We start from the raw sequence: 21,602 nt of genomic DNA, 5'->3' as shown, positions 1-21,602 counted from the left end.
CTCACTTTTTTCCCGCTTCCTGTTTTAGTAAATAAAGAAAATAAGGAGCGCCTATAATCGCAGTCAATATACCGGCCGGTATTTCTACAGGCGGCATCAGCCCTCTTCCAAGGCTGTCAGAGGCCAGCAGTATGATCGAACCCGCAAGCCCTGAAGCAGGGAGCAGATGCTTCGATTTTGTTCCGACAAGCCTTCTGGCAATATGCGGAGCTATTAAACCGATAAATCCGATTGAACCGACGACTGCCACACAGCTGCCGGCAAGGCCGACAGCTGCAAATATTAAAATAAACCTGAGACGGGCCGACCGCTCTCCCAAACCGTCGACAAGCTCATCCCCAAGGGACATTAAATCAAGCTTGGACGCCAAAAGGAAGAGAATCGGCAAAAATATCATCAGCCATGGAGCAAGGAGCTTGATCTCATCCCAGTTCCTTCCCCACAAGCTCCCGGTTACCCAAATCAAAGCGGCATTGACATCCCCCGGAAACTTGACCATCATATATTGCATGCCCGCGTGGCAAACCGCGCCCAAGGCGATTCCAACCAACGCGATCGTTGAAGGCCTGGCATTTTTTTTACGTACGAATATCATTAACAATACAGCAACCAGACCGGCTCCGGCAAATGCAGACAACGGCAAAACGATAAGAGGCGCAGCGGGGAAAATCAGGATGACGATCATCGCCGCCAGGCTGGCGCCCTTCGTTATTCCAATAACATCGGGGGATGCAAGCGGATTTCTGATCACCCCCTGCAAAATCGCACCAGAAACGCCAAGACCGGCTCCGGCCAGAACCGCCAAAACCACCCTTGCAAGCCGGTATTTTTGAATAATAAACTGATATTCGCCGCTGATCCCGAACAGATTTTTCACCACGTCACCAGGTGCGATATAAAGCGCCCCATATCCCATGCTGATGATGACGCAGGCAAGCATGACTAGAAAAAGAAGAATGATCATCATGTAAGGATGTTTAATATGGAGACTCTTTTTCACCTTAAATTCCTCTCTTTCCTCGCCAAATATAAGAAAAACGGAGTTCCAAGAACGGCTGTCACAATACCGACGGGAGATTCATACGGAAAGGCGATAAACCTTGCGAGTACATCGGCGTACACAAGCAGCAGGGCCCCGAACAAAGCGGAAAACGGGATGACGAATTTGTAATTTTCGCCTGCCAGTTTCCGGACGATATGCGGCACCATCAGACCGACAAATCCGATCGGCCCGGCAACGGCGACGGAAGAACCGGCAAGGATCAGGATCAATATGCTGACGAGCGCTTTGATTCCTTTTGTATTTTGGCCAAGCCCTTTTGCCGTCTCATCACCCAATCCAAGAATGGAAACCGCTCCGGAGAAAATGACAGCGAGTCCGATGCCGATGATTGTGAACGGCAAGACAACCGATACATCTTGCCAATTGCTCCCGTCAATCGCCCCGGTCATCCAGTACAGTACATCACCCGCTGATTCGTTCAGGATGATGATCCCCTGTGTAAATGAAGATAGAAAAAGGTGGACGGCCATACCGGTCAGCGCCAGCTTTACCGGCGTCATTCCCCCTGAGGAAGAAAAAGAATACACAATGAAACCTCCGGCTGCCGCACCGATGAGGGCAAAACCGACAGAAGAAAAAGCGTTTAGATGAGGGAACAAAACGATTGAAGCCACCACAGCCAATGATGCCCCCGCATTCACTCCAAATAGCTGCGGAGAAGCCAGCGGATTTCTCGTCATGGCCTGCATCAAAGCCCCTGCCACAGCCAGGTTCGCTCCGACAAAAACGGCGAGCAGCGTTCTCGGAAGCCGAAGGGTCGTGATGATCAGCTGTTCTTTCGAATGATCCCAGACCACCAGCGATTTTAAAGCGGTAGCAAAGCTGATGTGTGATGCCCCGACGGACAAGTTTAAACCGATGCCCGCTATGAATAAAATAAAAGCAGTGATAAAAATAAGAAATCTGTTTGCTGAAACATTCAAATGGCCCACTTCCTTATTGCACCCTTGATAAAACAAGAAGAAGCAAGGAATGGCTCCCGCTTCTTGTTATTTTGATTATTTGCCGTACACTTTTTGGATCAAGTCTTTTGACAGCTTTTCGCTTGAACTGATTCCCCTGAATCTTGTCCAAAGATCGCGGTCAGCGTCGTAAACTTGACCATTTTTGACGGCTTTCAGGTTTTTCCAAATCGGATTGTTCTTCCAGTCATCAACAATCGTATGCCCTTCATTGCTGGATATAAACAAGATATCCGGATTGATTTCGCTCAGTTGTTCCAAGCTGACATCTTTATACGCTTCTTTTGATTGGACCGCATGTTTAAAGCCGAGCTCCTCCATAATCTCCCCGTCATAGGAGGATGACGTATGAATGTTAAAAGAATCAGTCCGGGCAACACCGAGCAGAATCGTGCGTTTTTCGTTTTTAGGCAATTTGCTTTTCAGCCCGTCCATTTGCTTCTGATGTTCGGCTAAGTCCTGTTTTCCCTCTTTTTCTTTATTGAGGGCTTTAGCGATTGTTTGGAAGCCGTCAATCGTTTCTTGATACGTCGCCTCTCTGCTCTTTAGAACAACCGTAGGCGCAATCCCCTTCAGGTCCCGATACACATTTTTGTGGCGCTCAGCGTCTGCAATGATTAGATCGGGTTGAAGAGAACTGATGATTTCCAAATTCGGCTCACTGCGGGTTCCGACCGATGTATATTCGATCGGTCCGCCGACAAGCTTTTCGATCATGTCTTTTTTCTTGTCATCCGCTATTCCAACGGGCTTCACACCCAATTTTGTTACCGCGTCAAGAAAGGACAGCTCCAAAACGACAACCCTTTTTGGGGTTCCGTTTACATGGGCTGTTCCAAGCTCATGCTTAATCTCTCTTCCTTCTCCTTGTGATGCTCCGCTGTTCTCCTTTTGGCCGGAGGAACATCCGGACGCAATGATCAACATCACGGCCAAAATGCCGAACAATATGGATAATTTCTTGCTGTATGTCAACATCCATCTCTTCCTTTTCCGTTTTAATTTAAAATGAGAATCATTATCATAAATAAAAAATATCTAAATTTTTATTAAAAATCTAGGTTTTTTTATTAAAAAAATTAAATTCAGCTGTTTTTGTGCATGAATAAAAGCGGCTGCCAATAGCAGCCGCTTTTCGTTGACCCATTCAAATGGAAAATACTTCTTTTAGGTGAGCATCCAGATCCTCAAGGTATTGGTCAATGTCCGGATTGCTGATGACGTCGTGGACAGAGAAGGTTTTTAAAGGCTTCATTCCGACGAATTCCTGCATTTTATGAAGATGGAACAAAGCTTCATCAAGGCTTTTCCCTTCAAAAAATGTTCCCTCTTTTGAGAATACTTCCTCAGGCGCGTTCCATGTCGTTGAAAACATATATCTTTTATCTGTAAAAAGCCCGCCCCGTCCGTAATCTTCCGTTCCTTTATAAAAGAGGCCGTATTCGTATATTTCATCAATGTATTTTTTAAATAATGCAGGCAGACTGAACCAGTAGATCGGCGTCTGATAAATTACGGCATCCGCCCACTTGAACTTTTCATGCTCCTCTGCAATGTCGTACCCGTCTGTGACAACTGTTTTTTTAATATCATATTTTTCGCCAAGCTTGTCCGCCATCGCTGTAAAAAGCGTATGGTTCAGCTTCCCCCTCGCATGCGGATATGCTTCATGTCCGTTGATGATTAAAATGTTTTTCATCATTCCTCATCCTCCTTATTTGCTTATATTGCCCGATATCTTTATGATTCACCTTCGGTTTGCAAAAGTAAAGCGACATGCATTCAGCCTCCCTGTAAACCAAATGATTTTATTTTTTCCCAATACAAAATATCTTATTGCCTATTACCGGCTTCAGTGCTAAGGTTTACTTGACTAAAGGAATGGCAGGAGGATTTTTCAGTGAATAAAGTTCGCATTTATAAGCCTTTCACATTGCTTTTGATGATGATGGCGTTTGTTTTTATAACGGCTGCATGCAGCACGGCTCAAAACGGAACCCGTGACCAAAAAACGGCCTGGGAGCAACTAAAAGAAAAAGGAAAAATCGTGGTGGCGACTTCAGGGACCCTGTACCCCACTTCATACCATGACACTGATACCGGTAAAGACAAGCTGACCGGCTATGAAGTCGAAGTCGTCCGCGAGGCGGCAAAGCGGCTCGGATTGGATGTCGAATTTAAAGAGATGGGCTTTGACGGCATGCTGACGGCAGTAAACAGCGGACAAGTTGATGCGGCCGCCAATGATATTACCATGACAAAGGACCGCCAGAAAAAGTTCTTGTTTTCCAAGCCTTATAAATATTCATACGGCACAGCGATCGTCCGCAAAAAAGATTTATCAGGCATCCGCACATTGGATGACTTAAAAGGGAAGAAGGCGGCCGGAGCCGCAACGACCGTCTATATGGATATCGCCCGTAAATACGGAGCTGAAGAAGTCATTTACGATAATGCAACAAATGAGCAATATTTAAAAGATGTGGCGAATGGCCGAACAGATGTGATTTTAAACGACTATTATCTGCAAAAGCTGGCGCTTGCCGCAATGCCCGATTTGGATTTGACGATCCACCCGGACTTTAAATATTATCCGCACCAGCAGGGACTGATTATGAAAAAAGGGAATACCGGGCTCAAAGAACAATTTGACCAAACTATCAAGGATATGCTCAAAGACGGTACGATTAAGAAGATATCAAAAACATTCTTTGGCGGTGCCGATGTTTCAAAAAAACAGGATATCGACTTTATTGATGTCGATGTGAACCAATAGAGGGATCTAAGCGTGGGATCTATTCAGTGGGAATACATTTTCAACGCAGAATTAGCCGCTAAATCGTTCCCTTATGTGATGCAGGGTATATGGAATACGCTTTTGATTTCCTTTGCCGGCATGTTTTTCGGCCTCGTTCTCGGCTTTTTCATTGCGCTCGGCCGCATGTCCCGGCTCGCTCTGCTCAGATGGCCGGCGAAGATCTACATCTCATTTATGAGAGGCGTGCCGATATTGGTGATTTTATTTATCCTTTATTTCGGCTTTCCATACATCGGGATTCAATTTACAGCATTGACGGCTGCCCTGATCGGCTTTAGCATTAACAGCGCCGGCTATATAGCCGAAATCATCCGTTCAGCCTTATCTTCCGTTGACAAAGGCCAGTGGGACGCCGGAAGATCGATCGGTTTTTCCAATTGGCAGACGATGCGGCATGTCATCGTACCTCAATCGGTCAGAATCGCCCTGCCGCCTCTGGCGAACGTTATGCTCGATCTTGTGAAGGCGTCTTCTCTCGCAGCCATGATTACCGTGCCTGAGTTATTTCAGCAGGCTAAAATCATCGGCGGCCGGGAATTCGACTACATGACGATGTATATTTTGGTTGCCTTGATTTACTGGGGAATTTGTTCGGTGATCGCCTTGTTCCAGGATTACTTGGAAAAACGGACAGAGGCTTACTTGAAAAAATAACAGCCGCCGCCAGGCCCAAAGCCGGCGGCCTTTTTTATGCTATAATCGAAATACAGGAAAAGGAGGCGGTTTTATCAATAAGATCAGATCGACTTATTTTTTGGCCGAGGACCCCTATACCATTGACCGCAGCAAAGTGCGGTATAAAACCGACCCGTCCGGCCATTTTCAGGCGCGGTACATATACTGCAATGAAACGGATGAGACAGACCGCATTCACATCTCTGTGTTGATTGAGGGCCGCCCGAAACCGGCGCAAACCTTCCAATTGACAGTCCCTCCCCGTTCATCCGAAACCATCCATATCAGCCTGCATATCCCGTCAGGAAGCCATATCGTTTATATCATCTCCCAGACCTACATGTTCGATGAAACAGATAAAGAAGATATAAACCGGCATTGGAATGCCGATTATGCTGCCGCCTACTATTTTGAAATCGCATCTAACTCAGCAGCTGCAGATCAACAGGCAGCCCCTCTTTTGCTTGAACCCGTCCATCATAAAACCATCACAGAAGAACGAGAAAGACCTATTTATCTATCTGACAGGGAAGGGAACAGGGTTGCAAACATTGTCCATGAAGACATGTATCTTTCGTTCATAAACGAAGAGACATGTAAATTAAAAGGATATTTATATCATTTTCAAAATGGAGCTTTTAGAGAGTTTCAGATGAATCATCACTCGGCCGGAGCATGTATAGTTGAGCTTAAGCCTGAATCGGTACAGACCTACCGCATCAGTTTAAACAGCCAACAAAGCGGCTGCTTCAGATTTTTAGCGACATCCATTTTGCCAGCTCGTGCTGATCAGGACATTCCATTTCCGCCAAGGATGTTTTCTTATTCCGGGCTTTATACTTTCGGTTAAAGAAACAAAACAATCGCCTTGCATTTTTTCCATCTTTTTTAAATCTGTCTATGCTACAATAAAATGGAAAAGGAGGGGATATTTGATGAAACGCTTTTTGCTGATCACGGTTTTGGTTTGTGGATTTTTAAGTTTTGGGAGCAGCGCCGAAGCTTATACGTTTCCGCACAAGCTGAATATTACACTTACGGGAACCCATGAAGAACCTATTCCTGACATCGACTTTAACTCAAATTGGAACATAGGTTATAAGTTTACGATTTTTAATGCAGAAAACTGTAAAACGACTATTAAAATTCAGATGATGCACCTTTCCGGCAGATTTATGAGTCTAAGTATAAAAGATTATGACGGTGACTGGCCGGATCGAACCGCCCAAGATGTGATGACGGGAATGCCCCGGACTTACAGGCTTTATTTTGAAAATACCAAAGGCGAATGTAAAAACATTCGCATTAAAGGAACATATGGAGCCATTCCCGAAACTTTTGATTTCTCCGCCTTCAGCCAAAGATAGCTTTTTGGAGCAGCAAACATCCGCCCCATCCGCATATCCCGAACATCATAGAAACCGCCAGCGGAAACGATGATTTTAAACAGACGGCTACGATCAGAATGAGAACCGCGGTTGCCGGGAACCCCCACAGCACGCCCGCCGCAAACTGGCTGATATGCTGTGGGGACTCCCCTTGAAGGGATAGCCAGCATAAACTGAGCAGACTGACCAGCGGAAGCGCTGCAATGATTCCTCCAGCTTCCGGCGACCTTCTGGCAATTTCAGTGATGATGCCAATAAGAACGGCGGAAACAGCGATTTTGATGATTAAAAACATGATTTTGCCTCCCGGCTTAATATAGAAAATGCCGTTTTTACCATTTTGACTTCATCCTCTTGCAATTGTTCCAGCACCTTCTTCAGCTTGTCCGGATCAAGCCGGGTATGCTGTTTTACGGCGGCCTCGCCTTCAGCGGTTAATGTCACATAAACCTTTCGTTCGTCCTTCCCATCCCTCTTTTTTTCCACCAGCTTCTTTTGAATCAGTCGTTTCGCGTGTTCTGACGCGGTATTATGGGATACCTCCAATAGATTGGCCAAATCTCCGATTGTGACATGCCGGTTTTTTTCGAGATGCTGCAGCAGACGGACAGCCTGGTGAGACAAGCCGTCATGGTGTTTATGGTGTAAATGGTAATAGATGTCAGTCCAATCTTGATTGATTGCTTCGATGAATTCTTCTTTATGCATCAACATCACCCTCTCCTTTATATCTTAATATACGATATAATCTTTAATCAAGATATAAAAAAACATCCGGCTGAGATTTCGCCCGGATGGTTGTCCCATACATCATTTTAATTGCTTTTTCAAAAACGCCAGCTTTTCCATTTGAAACGACGGAATAAATTCGTGGCCAAAATATCTGTATACTTTAAGATCTTTTTCAGTGTTTAAATGATTGTATGCCGCGAAGACGGTGGATGGCGGCGTAATGGTGTCGACTAAACCGATTGACATGAGAACAGGCGCTTTCACCGATTCAGCGAGATTCATAATATCAAAATATGCCAGCGTATTCATCGCTTTCCGCTCAATATCCGGGCTGCTGTTTCTTCTGAAAAAGGAGTTGATCTCAAGGTATGGCTGTTCTATCGCCGTATCGATCGCTCTCTGAAAATTGCTTAAATACGGGTACTCGGAAACGGCTGCTTTCGGAATATCAGACAATGCCGATACCGCGATGGCCAATCCGCCTCCCTGGCTTGCGCCGATGACACCGATCCGCTTTTCATCGACTTCGGCGAATCCGCTGACAACCTCGAGCGCTCTTACGGCATCAAGGTAAACCCATCTGTAGTAATATGTTTTCGGGTCAAGGATTCCTTTTGTCATCCAGCCCGGCACATGTCCGTGCGGGGAGCCGCTTGTATCTTCGCTGCCGTTCTGTCCGCGGACAAGCATCCCAAATGCCGCATAGCCATGGAGCGCCCAGTTGACGATATCGTGAACGTCTCCGTCATAGCTCGCGTTATAGCCGTGATATTTCACGATTGCAGGGTGCGGGCCGTTCCCGTCGGGAACCGCATACCAGCCTTTGATAAGCGCCCCGCCTATGCTCCGGTATGTCAGCCAATAAACGCTGACCCCGTCAGCCGGATAATCGAAGCGCTCAAGCTTGGGCTCCGCCTCTTCTTCTGCAAGCTCTGCGAGTGATTCCTTCCAAAACTCCTTAAAATCCCGGGGCGCCGTCCGCTCGGGTTTATATGAATATAATTGGTCAAGCGGTAAATCATAAGGCTGCTGCATATTGTTTCGTCTCCTTTTCTTTTAGTTGTGCGAATATTCTACCATAAATCTATCGCCTGCTGCGTTATAATGGAGCAAGAAAAAAAGAAAGGGGATCTGACATGTTTACTCTCTTGCCAAAGCATCTCTCCAGCAAAGAAACGTACAAACTGTTGTCCGGGGCTGTCGTTCCGAGGCCGATCGCATTCGTGACAACGGTCTCGACTGTCAACGGAGCTGTCAATGCCGCGCCGTTCAGCTTTTTTAATGTGGTCAGCTCCGACCCTCCGCTGCTTTCTATATCTGTCGGCAGAAGGAATGGCGTGATGAAAGACACAGCCAGGAATGCAGCGGAAATGAAAGAATTCGTCGTTCACATTGTAGATGAAGATCTTGTGGGGGATATGAATAAGACGGCCGCTTCCCTTCCCGCACATGAAAGCGAGCTCGATTTGACCGGTCTTCACACTATTCAAAGCGATCATATTTCAGTTCCCGCCATCCGCGAAGCGCGGATTCGGTTTGAATGCAGACTGGAGCGCCACCTTACATTTGATCATGACGGCGGAGAAACGGTCAATGATCTGTTAATTGGAAGGGTCGTCTGCATCCATTTGGCTGATGAAGTGTACGATCCTGAAAAAGGCTATATCCGCACAGAAGCATTGCGCCCTATCGCCCGGCTTGCGGGAAATAACTATGCCTCATTGGGTGAAACGCTGTCTGTTGAACGGCCCACTTAAAAGACCAAAAGCGGACCGGCTGTCGTCAGTCCGCATTTCTCATGCCATCACAAAGATTTTGCGCCGTCCCCGCCGCCGTTTCTGTTTTATGATATAATGCTAGACTGAAACGGAGGTTTTTTTGTGGCTTCACAATCTTTTCTGCAGCTCAATTCCATCTTTATCAGTATATTAATAGAAGCCATCCCATTCGTGTTGATCGGGGTTTTTATATCTGGTTTGATTCAAATGTTCGTGACAGAAGAAATGATGGCGAAAATCATTCCGAAAAACCGGTTTCTTGCCGTTCTGTCTGGTACATTTGCCGGTATATTGTTTCCGGCCTGTGAATGCGGCATCGTGCCGATTGCCCGCCGCTTGATTCTAAAAGGCGTGCCGCTCCATGCGGCTGTGGCCTTTATGCTGACGGCTCCGATCATCAATCCGATCGTTTTGTTTTCTACTTTTATCGCTTTCGGGAACAAATGGGATGTTGTATTGTACCGCGGAGGATTGGCCATTGCGGTTTCTCTGATCGCGGGAGTCATCATCTCTTTTCAATTTAAAGGAAATCAGCTGATCGAAGGGGAGTCTCACCGCCATCACCATCACGGCCATGCCGGGCAGTCTTTTCTGAGCAAGCTTGGAGGGACGCTCCGCCATGCGGTAGACGAATTTTTTTCAGTCGGAAAATACTTGATCATCGGCGCTTTTGTGGCAGCTGCGATGCAAACATTTATTAAAACATCGACCCTTTTGGCGATCGGCCAAAATGACGTATCCTCATCGCTCGTCATGATGGGTCTGTCATTTGTATTATCCCTTTGTTCAGAGGTTGATGCCTTTATCGCATCATCCTTCAGCAGTACATTTTCACTGGGCTCTCTGATCGCATTCCTTGTTTTCGGGGCAATGGTTGATGTGAAAAACCTGCTGATGATGCTCGGAATCTTTAAAAAACGCTTTGTCTGTTTCTTGATCATCTATATCGCTGTCATCGTTCTGGCCGGATCACTTTTGGTAAAGGGGTGAGATCATGTTTCGCACACTGATTTTGATGTTTTTTACGTTTTTCTTTTTTCATCTCCACGCTTCCGGGAATTTAACCAAATATATTAATATGAAATATGCTTATCTCTCTTATATTGCGATTTTTCTGCTGGCGATTCTGACCGCGGTGCAATTCTATCTCTATTTGAAAGGGGCGAATGAGACAGAATGCGGACATGACTGCGGGTGCGGACATGATCACAGCCATGAGAAAGATCAGCCTTTTTTCAAAAGAATGTTTATTTACTTTGTGTTCATCTTCCCTTTATGTACAGGGCTGTTCCTTCCGGTTGCCACGCTTGATTCCAATATCGTCAAATCGAAGGGCTTTTCGTTTAAAGCGATCGAACAGCCTGAGCATTATTCCCAAACGCAATATTTGCGTCCTGATACAAGCATCTACTATGGGCAGGACGGCTATGACGAGCTCATGGAAAAAGCGCTGAAAAACTATAAAGGAAAAAAACGGATCGCTTTGCAGGACGAGGACTATTTGAAAGGGATGGAAGCCATCTATAATGCTCCCGGAGAATTCCTCGATAAAACGATCGAATTCAGCGGCTTCGCGTTTAAAGGGGAATCGATTCATGACAGGCAGCTGTTTGTGCTTCGTTTCGGAATCATCCATTGTATCGCCGACTCGGGCGTCTATGGCATGCTTGTGGAGTTTCCCGATGATATCAATATCAAAAATGATCAATGGCTCCATGTAAAGGGCACCCTGACATCGCAGTTCTACCAGCCGTTTAAATCGACGATTCCGGTTCTGCAAGTGACAGAATGGTCCAAAATCAAAGAACCGAAAGATCCTTACGTTTATCGCACATATTAAAAAGCCGGTCCAAGATGTACCGGCTTTTCCTATTCAATTGTAATGGCCCGGGAGCGCGTTTCCGGGCAGAAGCGTTTTCACGATTTGTAGCCGGCTTTTTTCATCAGCATCAAATCGATGAACAGTTGGCATCTCGTGTTAAAGTCATTCAGGTCGATCGAGGTCATGTCCAATATTTGCTTAATGCGGTAGTTTAAGGTGTTTTGGTGGATAAACAGCTGTTCTGCGGATGGTTTGACTTTGCAATTGTTGACGAGATAAATTTCAAGCGTTCTCAAAAATTCGGTGTGGCTTTCTTTGTCTTTTTCTTTCAGCAGCATAAGATCGGGATTTGAATATTGCAGATGGTCGTTTTTTGCGGCGATTTGATCAAGATACCTGAAAAGACCGAGCTTTTGGTACTCATAGGGAATATGCTCCTGGCTTCCGGTGATTTCCGCTGCTTTTGTAACTTGCAGAGCCTCTTTGTAGCTTTTGCCGAGCATCAGCGGACTGCTGTATTCATTGCCGACCCCGATGAAGATAAGAGGCAGCATTTGTGAGCGCAGATGGGTTAAGAGCCTGTTGATCAGCTCAGACGCCGCGGCAATGGCGGAGCGCTTCCGCGACACGCTGCCGACAATAATGGCGATGTTGGAATGATCCTCCAATACGTGGCTGATATTGTCCTTCAGATTTAAATATGATCTGATCGTTTCTTTCAGATCATCAAGCAGCTCATTCTCCCCGTCGACGACTTGAAGCACCATCACGGTAAATATGGAGGGCAGCACAACATTCGCTTTGTCGGCTGCGGCTTTCAGGTCTTTTTCCGTTTGGAACTGGTCATTGATCGCCTGCCTGTAAAGCTCTTCGACCCGCTCCTCTTTTTCCTGCTTCAGCCGTTCTTTCTTGTAGATGATCTTTCCAACATGAAAAGAAGCCCTATATAAGAAATCAAGCTCTTCATCCGTCAGGTTGTTTTCAATCTCCTGAATCCAAATGTAGCCCATGATTTCACCTTTGTGTTTGGCGCTGACCACCACCCGCTGGTTCAGGCCGATCTCTTCAATCTGTTTTACCCGAAAAGGAGTCGGAATGGTTTTCAATTGATCAATGATTCCTTCTTCGACAAATTTTTCGAAAATCGGCAGCGGACATTTTTTGGAGAAAATGGTTTGCTGGTTTGCCGCATCAAAGTGGTTGATATAATAGGAATTGTAAGCTAATAGGAAAAAATCCGCGCTTTCCAGTATGACCGGTTTTTTCAGCTCATCGCTGATAAAATCAATGATCTGGTTAATATCTGAAAGAGAAACAACTTGTTCTAATAGCTCTTCCATATCCTTTCTCCTACCCGTTTTTAACTTAATCATACTTCTCCTTTGCATTCTTGTATAGATGTTACTTTTTGAAAATTTAGACGGCCTCTGTCCATTGGACAGAGGCGTTTTTAAGAGATGCATCACATTTTTATATTTTCAAATTGCTCGGCGACCTTCTGATTCGGTTTTGAAGTCAGGATGCTTGCGGCATATACAGACAATAAGCTTGCGGCAAACCCCGGTATCATTTCATAAAGAAAATCGGAAAGCCCTGCTGCAGCCCATATAACGACAGTGACTGCCCCTACAACAATCCCGGCAAGAGCCCCCCATTTTGTCATCCGCTTCCAATACAAGCTTAAAATGATGACGGGGCCGAATGAAGATCCGAATCCCGCCCATGCGTAGCTGACAAGCCCCAATATTGAATTGTTTTTTGACCAGCCGAGCCAAAGGGCGATAATCGAAACAACAAGAACGGCCAGGCGGCCAAAGAAGACCAGTTCTTTATCAGAGGCGGAGCGTTTGAAAATTGTTTTGTATAAATCTTCCGTTAATGAGCTTGAAGTAACAAGCAGCTGCGAGGATATTGTACTCATAATTGCGGCTAAAATGGCTGAAATCAAAAAGCCGGTGATAATCGGGTGAAATAAAATATTGCCCAATTGAATAAATATCGTTTCCGGGTCATCCAGATGAAGTCCTTTTTGGGAATAGTAAGCAAGACCGATCAATCCGGTCAAGAGTGCCCCGATGCTTGAGAATATCATCCATCCCATGCCGATCCGGCGCGCTTTTTTGATTTCTTTTACAGAGGAGATCGCCATAAAGCGCACAATAATGTGAGGCTGTCCAAAATAGCCGAGCCCCCAGGCGAATAGAGAAATAATGCCGAGAACACTCGTCCCGTTAAATACGTTGAGCAGATCCGGGTCAATCGAGCGGATTTCCGTAAAGGCTTCAGACGGGCCGCCGGTTTCAATAATCGTCACAAGCGGAACAAGAATCAGGGCGGCAAACATAATGATTCCTTGTACGAAATCGGTCCAGCTCACGGCCAAAAATCCGCCGAAAAGCGTGTAGCATACGACAACGGCCGATATGATCCATAAGCCTGTATGGTAGTCCAAATGCAATATACTGTTAAATAAAACCCCCCCGGACACCATTCCGGATGATACATAAAAGGTAAAAAACGTGATGATGACAATACTCGAAAAAATCCGGAGAATTTTCGTGTTATCGCCAAACCGGTTTTCTAAAAATGACGGTATCGTAATTGAATTGCCGGCGATTTCCGTATAGCTTCTTAAGCGCGGCGCCACATAAATCCAGTTTGCCCAAGCCCCGAGCACAAGCCCGATGACGATCCACGCCCCGCTTAAACCCGTGGCAAACATTGCCCCCGGCAGACCCATCATCAGCCAGCCGCTCATATCGGATGCACCCGCGCTGAGCGCTGTGACCGCAGGGCCTAGCGCGCGTCCGCCAAGCATGTAATCTGAAAGATTTGATGTTCGTTTATACGCGTAATACCCGATCAAAAGCATGCCAACCATATAAATTGCAATCGAAATGATCAATTGTACGTTTTGGATAAGAATCCCCCCAAGGTGCCGTTTTGTCTAAATTTTTCGACTCTTTTCTCTTTATTGAAGGCAGCCTTAAAAGACTGCCTTCTCTCCCCTACTTGATTGTCATTTAAAACATTTCACTGATTGTTTTCGCCTGCATGTGGAGAGCCAAATAATCCGGGCCGCCCGCTTTTGAATCCGTTCCTGACATTTTAAATCCGCCAAACGGATGGTAGCCGACGATCGCACCTGTACAATTCCGGTTAAAATACAGATTTCCTACGTGGAATTCCTGTTTTGCCCGGTTGATATGATCGCGGTTATTTGTAATGACCGCGCCGGTCAACCCGTATTCCGTGTTATTGGCAACTTCCAAAGCTTCGTCAAAGTTCTTCACCTTTGAAAAAGCAACGACTGGTCCAAAGATTTCCTCCTGCATCAATCTGGCTTTCGGGTCCAGATCGGCAAAGATGGTCGGATCGATGAAATACCCTTTTGCATCATCGCCCTTACCTCCGCTGACCAAGCGGCCTTCTTGTTTTCCGATTTCAATGTAATCCATGATTTTGTCAAATGACGCCTGATCGATGACAGGTCCCATGTAGACATCTGCACTGTCAGGAGCGCCGACCTTTTTCGACTCGGTGATTTCGATGACGCGCTTCAATACTTGGTCATAGACTTTTTCGTGAACGACCGCACGGGAACCTGCTGAACATTTTTGGCCGGCAAAACCAAAGGCAGATGTGAAAATCGATTGAGCCGCCAATTCAATGTCACAGTCTTCATCAACGACAACCGTGTCTTTTCCGCCCATTTCCGCAATCACCTGTTTCAGGTGGGTCTGCCCCGGCTGAACCTTGGCTGCCCGTTCAAAAATGCGGATTCCGACTTCTCTTGAACCGGTAAATGTGATCAGACTTGTTTTCGGATGATCAACAAGGTAATCCCCGACTTCAGCGCCGCTGCCCGGAACATAGTTCACGACCCCTTTTGGAAGCCCCGCTTCTTCAAGCACTTCGACGAACCGCGCGGCGATGACAGGCGCCGCGCTCGCCGGCTTCAGCACAACCGTATTTCCCGTAACGATCGGTGCCACTGTTGTACCTGCCATAATCGCAAAAAGGAAGTTCCAAGGCGGGATGACGACCGTTACGCCAGTCGGTGTATAGACGTATTGATTCCGTTCCCCTTCACGGCTGTTGACAGGTTTGCCTTTAGCAAGCTCAAGCATTTGCCGTGCGTAATATTCCATGAAATCGATCGCTTCAGCTGTATCCGCATCAGCCTCATTCCACGGTTTGCCCGCTTCTTTGACCAAGAGCGCCGAAAATTCATGCTTTTTGCGGCGAACTTTTGCTGCCGCACGGAATAAAACTGCCGCTCTTTCCGCCGGATCAGTGTATCTCCATGTTTCAAACGCCTTCGCCGCCGCCTGAATGGCCTTCTCGGCATGATCCTGCGTCGCTTTTGACACCGTCCCGACGACTTCATCTTTGTTTGCCGGATTGATCGAAACGATCTTGTCTTCAGTTTCGATTCTTTCCCCATCGATAACAAGAGGGTATGATTGACCCATCCATTCATTTACCGTATCCAGTGCTTTTTGAAATGCAGCCCGGTTTTCTTCTCTCCCGAAATCTGTAAATGGTTCGTGTTTGTAAGGTGTTGTCATTCTAAATCTCCCCTTTTTATCGTTTTACTTTTTGGTCATTCCTTTAAATGCAAATGCGATATTGGCAGGCCGTTCGGCAAGCCGTCTCATAAAGTATCCGTACCAGTCATCCCCGTACGGAAGGTATACGCGCATGTTATAACCCTCTTTGACTAATTCAAGCTGGGTTTTATTGCGCATGCCGTACAGCATTTGAAACTCGAAGCGGTCCTTTCCGATTTGGTGCTCCCTCGCAATTTCTTTGGTGAAATCAATCATCTTGTCGTCATGAGTTGCGATGGCTGTATAATGGCCGCTAAGCAGCTGCTTTTTAATGAGCTTTTTATAATTCTCATCAACATCCTTCTTATCCGGAAACGCCACCTGGGGCGACTCCTTATATGCTCCTTTCACAAGACGGAAGAACGGTTTGTACGGGTTTAACTCTTCCAAATCCTGTTCTGTCCGGTACAAATAAGCCTGTAAAACCGTACTGACATATTCGTAGCGCTGTCTGAATTCCTTAAACAGATCAAGCGTTTTCTGGCAGCGCACCTCATCCTCCATATCGATCGTCACCATCACCTGATGCTGTTCAGCGGTATCCAGAATGCCGGTCATGTTTTCTCTGACTAGATCAAGGTCAATATCAAGACCCAATGAAGTCATTTTTAAGGAAACATGTGACTCAAGCTTTTCCTGGGCGATCAGCTGAATGGCCCGAATGCATTCTTGTGTGCGTTCCCTTGCCACTTCCCTGCTGTCCACAAACTCGCCTAAATGATCAACAGTAACAGTCAGCCCTTGCTCATTCAACTTTCTGATAATCGGAATCGAAGATTCAAAATCCTTTCCTCCGATAATTTTTCCAGTTGCGACAGAACTCCCCCAATTTCTCGCCAGGCGATTCAGGATGCTGCTTTTAGATAAGAATAAAAAAAAGTCCCTTGTTATCACTTCCATTATCACACCCCGCCATCTCATGAAATATTTCTTTATATTCTTAATTTTATAAGAGCTGAGGGCTGATTCACAATATTTCGAAAAAACAAAAAAGCTGACGATTTTTGTGTTTTTTCCACAATGTTTGACAACCGCCCGCATCCAAACAGAAACTTTCTTCCTAAAAACATTAAAGCTATACGACAATAGGATTAAAAAGAAGTTTTTCAAAAGAAAAAGGCGCAGATCGGACAGCAGCTGTGAATATAGCCATCATCTCCTTCTAATGAAAACGTTTTCTTGTATATTAAACCATTCCCGCTGACAACAAAGAAAAAACCCCTTAAGAAAATACTTAAAGGGAATATATTTTATGCCCACACTTCGTCAAGCGTTTCTCGAAACAGCCTGTCAAGAAGGGGAGTCAGATCTTCTGTATTCGGTTTGCTTGCTTTTGCCGCCGGCTGGAGCCGCTTCATCTCGTTTTTGATAAATTCCAGCAGCACAGGGTGCTGGGGCTCAAGCTGAAACTCCTGCCCCTGCTTTTTCCGTTCAAGCAGCTTAAGAATTTCCGTTTTCAGGCGTCCGTCTTCAAGAAGCTCATCCATCAGCACTCGAATTTCGATCGGTGGAACCGTCTGGCGGGTTTCAATCCACTTGCAAGCCAGCAGCGGACGGAGCACATAAAAATACTTCTTTATTTTCACCTGTTCCCGTTGAAGTTCACGGCGAACATTTCCTGAAGCCATATTTAAATAATGGTGCATGCAGGCCGGCGGAGAAAAAACCCGCTGGCGAAGCTTTCTCATCTTTTCCGCCAATGAAAAAGCTTCATAATAAACCATTTCCGATGAAAGCCATTCAAGAAGCGGAGGATTTGATTTTCGGAACAGCCTCAGCGCTTTTGTCAGCTCCCAGCCGCTGATGTCAAGAGATTCATGAATCGGGCGCTCGATGACATCCCGCTTTGCATCAATGGAGAGGTACCAGTCTTTTTGATGAACATAAATAAACCTGACATCGTAATCGCTGTCCTGCGAAGGAAAACCCCAGGCCCTGCTTCCGGACTCCACCGCAAAAAGGATTTTTACGTGATTCATATTTTCGATGTTCGCCAATTCTTCATTAATACGTTGCTTCAGAAAAGATCACCGCCTCTTTTCGTATGGTCGCCGGCGGCTCAGATTCAGGTCGCCTTTCACAATGTCATCCAAATGTCTATTGATTTTCCCGATATCCCAATTCCGCCACTTGATGGCCGGCGAGGCTTCGATATTCTCATCGGAAAAACGTTTTTTTATTTGCCTGGCGGGGTTTCCCCCGACGATTTTAAGGAGGCACATCCTACTGAATTCGCCGCTATAACCGCTCCATCACCGATTGTAACGCCGGACACTATAACGGCATCCATACCGATCCGTACATCATGTCCGACTACCGTATCTCCTTTTAACGGCAGCTCATTCAGAGCCGGCGTGTGCCTTTCTCAGCCATGGCCGAAAATATTAAAAGGATATGTGGAGCCGTCCATTCGGTGGTTGGCTCCATTCATCATAAACCGGACGCCTGGGGCAATCGAACAAAATCTTCCGATGATCAAACGGTCGTCCAATCCCTTATAGTGATATAATACTTGCTCCTCAAAAGATTCGCCATGTTTTGCATCATAATATGTGCAGTCGCCGACGATGATATTCGGTTTGGTAATCGTCTGGCTGACAAACTGGACATGTTGATTTCCTATATCTTTCTTGGATCATGGCCATTCACACCGATCGCTCCTTACTCAATCAAAAGGTCGCAGCTCCTTATTTTATATGAGAAATCCGGGCTTCATCAAACGTTTGTTTAAGGCTGATGCAGCTCCCAGTCAACCTTGAGCATGTCCACAATGTCTTCAGCCACTTCCTCCGGCTCCCGGTTGTCCGTCTCAACTCTTGAATGATGAAGAGCGTATATGCTCCTCCTCTCATTGAACAGCTGTTCCATTTCATCGATTGTACGATTATGCAGAACCGGGCGGTTTTCAATCAAGAGATCCAAGCGCTGCTTCCAATTCTCCCATGATACATCCAAGAAAATCACAATGCAGCTTTCCAGGCATTTCTTTCTGATGTCCTCCTGCTGAAAAGAGCCCCCTCCAAGAGAGACGATTTTGCATGTTGTGTTTTCACATATATTCATAATATATTCTTTTTCCGTTTTCCGAAAAAACGCTTCCCCTTTTTGTTCAAACATCTCGGGAATCGTCATCCCAAAGTCCTTTTCGATTTCCTGGTCGATATCGATAAAGTCCCTGGATAATGTCTTGGCCACAAGCTGTCCGATTGTCGTTTTTCCGACTCCCATAAACCCGATCAGCACGATATTTTTTTCGCTCGCACGAATGGCTCTTCTATCATTCATCTCTAGATTTCATCTCCTTGGTTAAAGGAATCACAAATTATATTTAGTATATGACAAATCAATGTGCAATGATATAACCGATATAAACAAAAGAGGCTGTGTTTTCACAGCCTCTTTCGAATTTATTTCCACCAGTCGTCAAACATGGAAGCCGGCACTTGGCGCTTATGTTCTGACGCAAGGTACCTCTTCCCGATCGCATCGGCCACTTCGCGGGAAACCGTTTTTCCTTCCAGAAAATCATCAATATCGTTATAAGTCAGACCCAGCTCTGTTTCATCAGCCTGCTGAGGTTTTTCATCCAGCAAATCCGCCGTCGGCGCTTTCGTATAGAGCCGCTCCGGGGCGCCCAGCTCCTCAAGCAAGCTGCGGCCTTGCCGTTTCGTCAGCCCTGTTAGCGGCAAAAGATCTGCTCCCCCGTCGCCATACTTGGTGAAAAACCCGGTAACAGCTTCTGCCGCATGATCTGTGCCGATGACCAATAATCCGTTTTGTCCGCCGATTGCATACTGGGCAATCATCCGCACCCTTGCTTTCACATTTCCTTTATGAAAATCGGCAAGCGACTCCCCTGTAACAGATTGAAATTGGGAGACAAAAGAGCTAACCGTTGACGAAATATCAAAAGCCAGCGATTTGTCAGGCTTAATAAATTGAAGAGCCAGCTGAGCGTCGTCTTCATCCTGCTGAACGCCGTGCGGAAGCCGGACCGCGATGAATTCCGCCTGCACTCCTTCTTCCCTCAGTTCCTCCACTGCAAGTTGGGCCAGTCTGCCTGCAAGCGAAGAATCCTGTCCTCCGCTGATTCCCAAAACAAAGCCTTTCGCGCCTGTTTTTTTCATGTAGCTCTTTAAAAATCCGACCCTCTTCTCAATTTCCTGTTTCGGATCAATAGAAGGCTTTACGTTCAGCTCCTGGATAATTTTTTCCTGCAAAGTCATCCGTCATTCCTCCTGATATAAGAGAATTATGTTTATTGTTATCTTTTGTCTGAATGAGCCGTTTAACTATGAGATCTCCTTTAACTATAGCACAGTTTTCGTTCTGAAGTGAATAACAAGGAGCGCACAATGACAGTTTCAGCGCCGCCGGAATAAAAGCGGTTCCTGCTGGCACAATAACGAGTAGGTTAGAGGAGTTGAATTCATGAAACAGCAAACGGCAAAAGGAAAGTTAAAATGGTGGCAGCTGTCATTGATCGGTGTCGGCTGCACAATAGGAACAGGTTTTTTTCTGGGATCAAGCATCGCTATTAGGAAAAGCGGTTTTTCCGTATTAGCCGCCTTTCTTCTTGCTGCACTCGGAACGTTTCTCGTTTTTCAGCAGCTGGCAAAATTGACGGCCGACCATCCTGTTGAAGGGTCTTTTTGCTCTTATGCCAGAGAAGCGTTCGGCGACTGGGCGGGCTTTAGCAACGGCTGGGTTTACTGGTCATCTGAAATGCTCATTATCGGAAGCCAATTAACGGCGATTTCACTTTTCACGCGCCATTGGTTTCAGCAGATCCCGCTTTGGGTGTTTGCTTCGATTTACGCCATTCTCGGATTGATCATCATTTTCACAGGACGGGGCAGCTTTGAAAAAACGGAAAACATGCTTGCCGTTCTCAAAACGGCCGCGATTTTGATGTTTGTCATCATTGCCATTCTGGCCTTATGCGGCGTTCTCCCCGGTGAAACACCGGATGCCCAGGTGCCGGACCGCCTTCATGAGCTGTTTCCTTTCGGTTTCATGGGATTGTGGACAGGCTTGATTTACACGTTTTACGCCTATGGCGGCATTGAAGTTCTGGGGTTGATGGCGGTTGATTTGAAAGACCCGAAAGAGGCGGGAAAGTCAGGCAGTTTGATGCTGATCACGCTTGCATCGGTTTATGTCATCTCCATCGGGCTCGCGCTGCTGCTTATTCCGGTCGGCGCCTTTACCGAACAGGATAGCCCGTTTATTACATCATTAAAACCGTTCAAGCTCGACTTGATCATGCACATTTTCAACGGCATTTTTATCATCGCCGGCTTTTCGACGCTGACCGCTTCATTATTTGCGGTGACGACGCTGATGGGGACAATGGCGAAAAACGGTGATGCACCGGCGTGCTTTTCTAAAAAAGAAAACGCCAAAGTATCATGGCCGGCGCTGGGGCTGACCGTGCTCGTGCTCGCTGCTTCGATCATCCTGTCTTTGCTTCTTCCTAAACAGCTGTATGAACATATGACAACGGCCGCCAGCTTGATGCTGCTTTACAATTGGATGTTTATCCTGTTTTCTAGCAAAAAACTGACAAAGCCGAAGCTGAAAGGGAACGTTCAAATTGCAGCGGCGCTGATCCTGATTGTCTTCGCCGTGTCAGGCACATTATTTGAGAAAAACAGCAGGCCGGGCTTTTTCGTCAGTCTTCTGTTTCTCGCTATTATCGCCGCTGTGACACTGCTGATGAAAAAGAAATGGACCAGCTCGCGGTCGTAA

22 protein-coding genes and 1 pseudogene are annotated in these 21,602 nt (G+C 46.2%); 8 read left to right on the top strand and 15 right to left on the bottom strand.

The features are described from left to right. Position 1 precedes the first annotated feature (1 nt). The 4 genes from BTR1S_RS14670 to BTR1S_RS14655 all read right to left on the bottom strand — a co-directional run bounded on the left by BTR1S_RS14670 (position 2) and on the right by BTR1S_RS14655 (position 3,724). A complete protein-coding gene (locus tag BTR1S_RS14670; RefSeq protein WP_006640163.1) occupies positions 2-1,000 on the bottom strand; it encodes a FecCD family ABC transporter permease in 999 nt (332 codons plus the stop codon). Then, on the bottom strand, positions 997-1,995 hold the full coding sequence (locus BTR1S_RS14665) for a FecCD family ABC transporter permease (RefSeq protein ID WP_034326564.1): 999 nt from the start codon (positions 1,993-1,995) through the stop codon (positions 997-999). The genes BTR1S_RS14670 and BTR1S_RS14665 overlap by 4 nt, the downstream gene beginning before the upstream one ends. Before the next feature lie 66 nt (positions 1,996-2,061). Further along, the gene (locus tag BTR1S_RS14660; RefSeq protein ID WP_006640161.1) at positions 2,062-3,003 is read right to left on the bottom strand and encodes an ABC transporter substrate-binding protein; all 942 of its coding nucleotides are present in this window, start codon (positions 3,001-3,003) and stop codon (positions 2,062-2,064) included. A 169-nt stretch (positions 3,004-3,172) separates the two neighbouring features. Continuing rightward, the gene (locus BTR1S_RS14655; protein ID WP_029419416.1) at positions 3,173-3,724 is read right to left on the bottom strand and encodes an NAD(P)H-dependent oxidoreductase; all 552 of its coding nucleotides are present in this window, start codon (positions 3,722-3,724) and stop codon (positions 3,173-3,175) included. 243 nt (positions 3,725-3,967) lie between these two features. Between BTR1S_RS14655 and BTR1S_RS14650 the strand changes: the two genes are divergently transcribed. The 4 genes from BTR1S_RS14650 to BTR1S_RS14635 all read left to right on the top strand — a co-directional run bounded on the left by BTR1S_RS14650 (position 3,968) and on the right by BTR1S_RS14635 (position 6,885). Beyond that, positions 3,968-4,801, top strand: coding sequence for a transporter substrate-binding domain-containing protein (locus BTR1S_RS14650; protein ID WP_051056709.1), 834 nt, complete (start codon positions 3,968-3,970; stop codon positions 4,799-4,801). A gap of 12 nt (positions 4,802-4,813) precedes the next feature. Beyond that, positions 4,814-5,497, top strand: coding sequence for an amino acid ABC transporter permease (locus BTR1S_RS14645; RefSeq protein ID WP_006640158.1), 684 nt, complete (start codon positions 4,814-4,816; stop codon positions 5,495-5,497). Positions 5,498-5,597: 100 nt separating this feature from the next. Next, entirely contained in the window at positions 5,598-6,368 is a 771-nt protein-coding gene (locus BTR1S_RS14640; RefSeq protein ID WP_006640157.1) for a hypothetical protein, read from the top strand. A gap of 85 nt (positions 6,369-6,453) precedes the next feature. Beyond that, positions 6,454-6,885 (top strand): hypothetical protein, encoded by a 432-nt coding sequence (locus BTR1S_RS14635; protein ID WP_006640156.1) that lies wholly within the window; start codon positions 6,454-6,456, stop codon positions 6,883-6,885. Here BTR1S_RS14635 and BTR1S_RS14630 read toward each other — a convergent pair. The 3 genes from BTR1S_RS14630 to BTR1S_RS14620 all read right to left on the bottom strand — a co-directional run bounded on the left by BTR1S_RS14630 (position 6,872) and on the right by BTR1S_RS14620 (position 8,673). Beyond that, positions 6,872-7,201, bottom strand: a complete 330-nt coding sequence (locus BTR1S_RS14630) for a DUF3147 family protein (RefSeq protein ID WP_006640155.1) — start codon at positions 7,199-7,201, stop codon at positions 6,872-6,874. The two genes, BTR1S_RS14635 and BTR1S_RS14630, sit on opposite strands and share 14 nt — an antisense overlap. After that, a complete protein-coding gene (locus BTR1S_RS14625; protein ID WP_006640154.1) occupies positions 7,192-7,614 on the bottom strand; it encodes a MarR family winged helix-turn-helix transcriptional regulator in 423 nt (140 codons plus the stop codon). Before BTR1S_RS14625 ends, BTR1S_RS14630 begins: the two co-directional genes overlap by 10 nt. Positions 7,615-7,716: 102 nt before the next feature. Further along, entirely contained in the window at positions 7,717-8,673 is a 957-nt protein-coding gene (locus tag BTR1S_RS14620; RefSeq protein ID WP_006640153.1) for an acetylxylan esterase, read from the bottom strand. Between the two features lie 101 nt (positions 8,674-8,774). Between BTR1S_RS14620 and BTR1S_RS14615 the strand changes: the two genes are divergently transcribed. The 3 genes from BTR1S_RS14615 (at position 8,775) to BTR1S_RS14605 (ending at position 11,256) form a co-directional block, all read left to right on the top strand. Next, entirely contained in the window at positions 8,775-9,395 is a 621-nt protein-coding gene (locus tag BTR1S_RS14615) for a flavin reductase family protein (protein WP_006640152.1), read from the top strand. Positions 9,396-9,518: 123 nt separating this feature from the next. Then, the gene (locus BTR1S_RS14610; RefSeq protein ID WP_006640151.1) at positions 9,519-10,406 is read left to right on the top strand and encodes a permease; all 888 of its coding nucleotides are present in this window, start codon (positions 9,519-9,521) and stop codon (positions 10,404-10,406) included. Positions 10,407-10,410: 4 nt separating this feature from the next. Beyond that, positions 10,411-11,256, top strand: coding sequence for a TIGR03943 family putative permease subunit (locus tag BTR1S_RS14605; protein WP_029419418.1), 846 nt, complete (start codon positions 10,411-10,413; stop codon positions 11,254-11,256). Between the two features lie 77 nt (positions 11,257-11,333). On the opposite strand, the gene BTR1S_RS14600 is transcribed toward BTR1S_RS14605, so the two are convergent. The 8 genes and pseudogenes from BTR1S_RS14600 to nadE all read right to left on the bottom strand — a co-directional run bounded on the left by BTR1S_RS14600 (position 11,334) and on the right by nadE (position 20,077). Next, positions 11,334-12,578 (bottom strand): PucR family transcriptional regulator, encoded by a 1,245-nt coding sequence (locus BTR1S_RS14600; protein ID WP_006640149.1) that lies wholly within the window; start codon positions 12,576-12,578, stop codon positions 11,334-11,336. 122 nt (positions 12,579-12,700) lie between these two features. Next, positions 12,701-14,143 carry a sodium/proline symporter PutP gene (putP, locus tag BTR1S_RS14595; RefSeq protein ID WP_006640148.1) on the bottom strand — a complete coding sequence of 481 codons (1,443 nt, stop codon included), beginning with the start codon at positions 14,141-14,143 and terminating at the stop codon, positions 12,701-12,703. Between the two features lie 118 nt (positions 14,144-14,261). After that, a complete protein-coding gene (gene pruA / locus BTR1S_RS14590) occupies positions 14,262-15,809 on the bottom strand; it encodes an L-glutamate gamma-semialdehyde dehydrogenase (RefSeq protein WP_006640147.1) in 1,548 nt (515 codons plus the stop codon). Positions 15,810-15,833: 24 nt separating this feature from the next. Then, on the bottom strand, positions 15,834-16,745 hold the full coding sequence (locus BTR1S_RS14585) for a proline dehydrogenase family protein (protein ID WP_173400971.1): 912 nt from the start codon (positions 16,743-16,745) through the stop codon (positions 15,834-15,836). Between the two features lie 356 nt (positions 16,746-17,101). After that, positions 17,102-17,872 (bottom strand): nucleotidyltransferase domain-containing protein, encoded by a 771-nt coding sequence (locus tag BTR1S_RS14580; protein WP_029419419.1) that lies wholly within the window; start codon positions 17,870-17,872, stop codon positions 17,102-17,104. 6 nt (positions 17,873-17,878) lie between these two features. Beyond that, a pseudogene (locus BTR1S_RS22080) lies at positions 17,879-18,474 on the bottom strand (CatB-related O-acetyltransferase). Between the two features lie 104 nt (positions 18,475-18,578). Next, positions 18,579-19,136 (bottom strand): shikimate kinase, encoded by a 558-nt coding sequence (locus BTR1S_RS14565; RefSeq protein WP_006640143.1) that lies wholly within the window; start codon positions 19,134-19,136, stop codon positions 18,579-18,581. 122 nt (positions 19,137-19,258) lie between these two features. Further along, positions 19,259-20,077, bottom strand: coding sequence for an NAD(+) synthase (gene nadE, locus BTR1S_RS14560; protein WP_006640142.1), 819 nt, complete (start codon positions 20,075-20,077; stop codon positions 19,259-19,261). Positions 20,078-20,282: 205 nt separating this feature from the next. Here nadE and BTR1S_RS14555 point away from each other — a divergent pair, with 205 nt between their 5' ends. Then, a complete protein-coding gene (locus BTR1S_RS14555; RefSeq protein WP_006640141.1) occupies positions 20,283-21,602 on the top strand; it encodes an amino acid permease in 1,320 nt (439 codons plus the stop codon).

Source organism: Bacillus sonorensis NBRC 101234 = KCTC 13918, from assembly GCF_001592005.1.
GTDB classification, from domain to species: Bacteria; Bacillota; Bacilli; order Bacillales; family Bacillaceae; genus Bacillus; species Bacillus sonorensis.
Note: the sequence above shows the minus strand (reverse complement) of the source record. Positions and strands in the feature narration are given on the sequence as shown.

Coding starts and splice junctions, on each gene's coding strand:
- BTR1S_RS14555 (WP_006640141.1), top strand. CDS start 20,283: ATGAAACAGCAAACGGCAAAAGGAAAGTTAAAATGGTGGCAGCTGTCA.
- nadE (WP_006640142.1), bottom strand. CDS start 20,077: ATGACTTTGCAGGAAAAAATTATCCAGGAGCTGAACGTAAAGCCTTCT.
- BTR1S_RS14605 (WP_029419418.1), top strand. CDS start 10,411: ATGTTTCGCACACTGATTTTGATGTTTTTTACGTTTTTCTTTTTTCAT.
- BTR1S_RS14600 (WP_006640149.1), bottom strand. CDS start 12,578: ATGGAAGAGCTATTAGAACAAGTTGTTTCTCTTTCAGATATTAACCAG.
- BTR1S_RS14655 (WP_029419416.1), bottom strand. CDS start 3,724: ATGAAAAACATTTTAATCATCAACGGACATGAAGCATATCCGCATGCG.
- pruA (WP_006640147.1), bottom strand. CDS start 15,809: ATGACAACACCTTACAAACACGAACCATTTACAGATTTCGGGAGAGAA.
- BTR1S_RS14625 (WP_006640154.1), bottom strand. CDS start 7,614: ATGCATAAAGAAGAATTCATCGAAGCAATCAATCAAGATTGGACTGAC.
- BTR1S_RS14635 (WP_006640156.1), top strand. CDS start 6,454: ATGAAACGCTTTTTGCTGATCACGGTTTTGGTTTGTGGATTTTTAAGT.
- BTR1S_RS14565 (WP_006640143.1), bottom strand. CDS start 19,136: ATGAATGATAGAAGAGCCATTCGTGCGAGCGAAAAAAATATCGTGCTG.
- BTR1S_RS14660 (WP_006640161.1), bottom strand. CDS start 3,003: ATGTTGACATACAGCAAGAAATTATCCATATTGTTCGGCATTTTGGCC.
- BTR1S_RS14650 (WP_051056709.1), top strand. CDS start 3,968: ATGATGATGGCGTTTGTTTTTATAACGGCTGCATGCAGCACGGCTCAA.
- BTR1S_RS14630 (WP_006640155.1), bottom strand. CDS start 7,201: ATGTTTTTAATCATCAAAATCGCTGTTTCCGCCGTTCTTATTGGCATC.
- BTR1S_RS14615 (WP_006640152.1), top strand. CDS start 8,775: ATGTTTACTCTCTTGCCAAAGCATCTCTCCAGCAAAGAAACGTACAAA.
- BTR1S_RS14620 (WP_006640153.1), bottom strand. CDS start 8,673: ATGCAGCAGCCTTATGATTTACCGCTTGACCAATTATATTCATATAAA.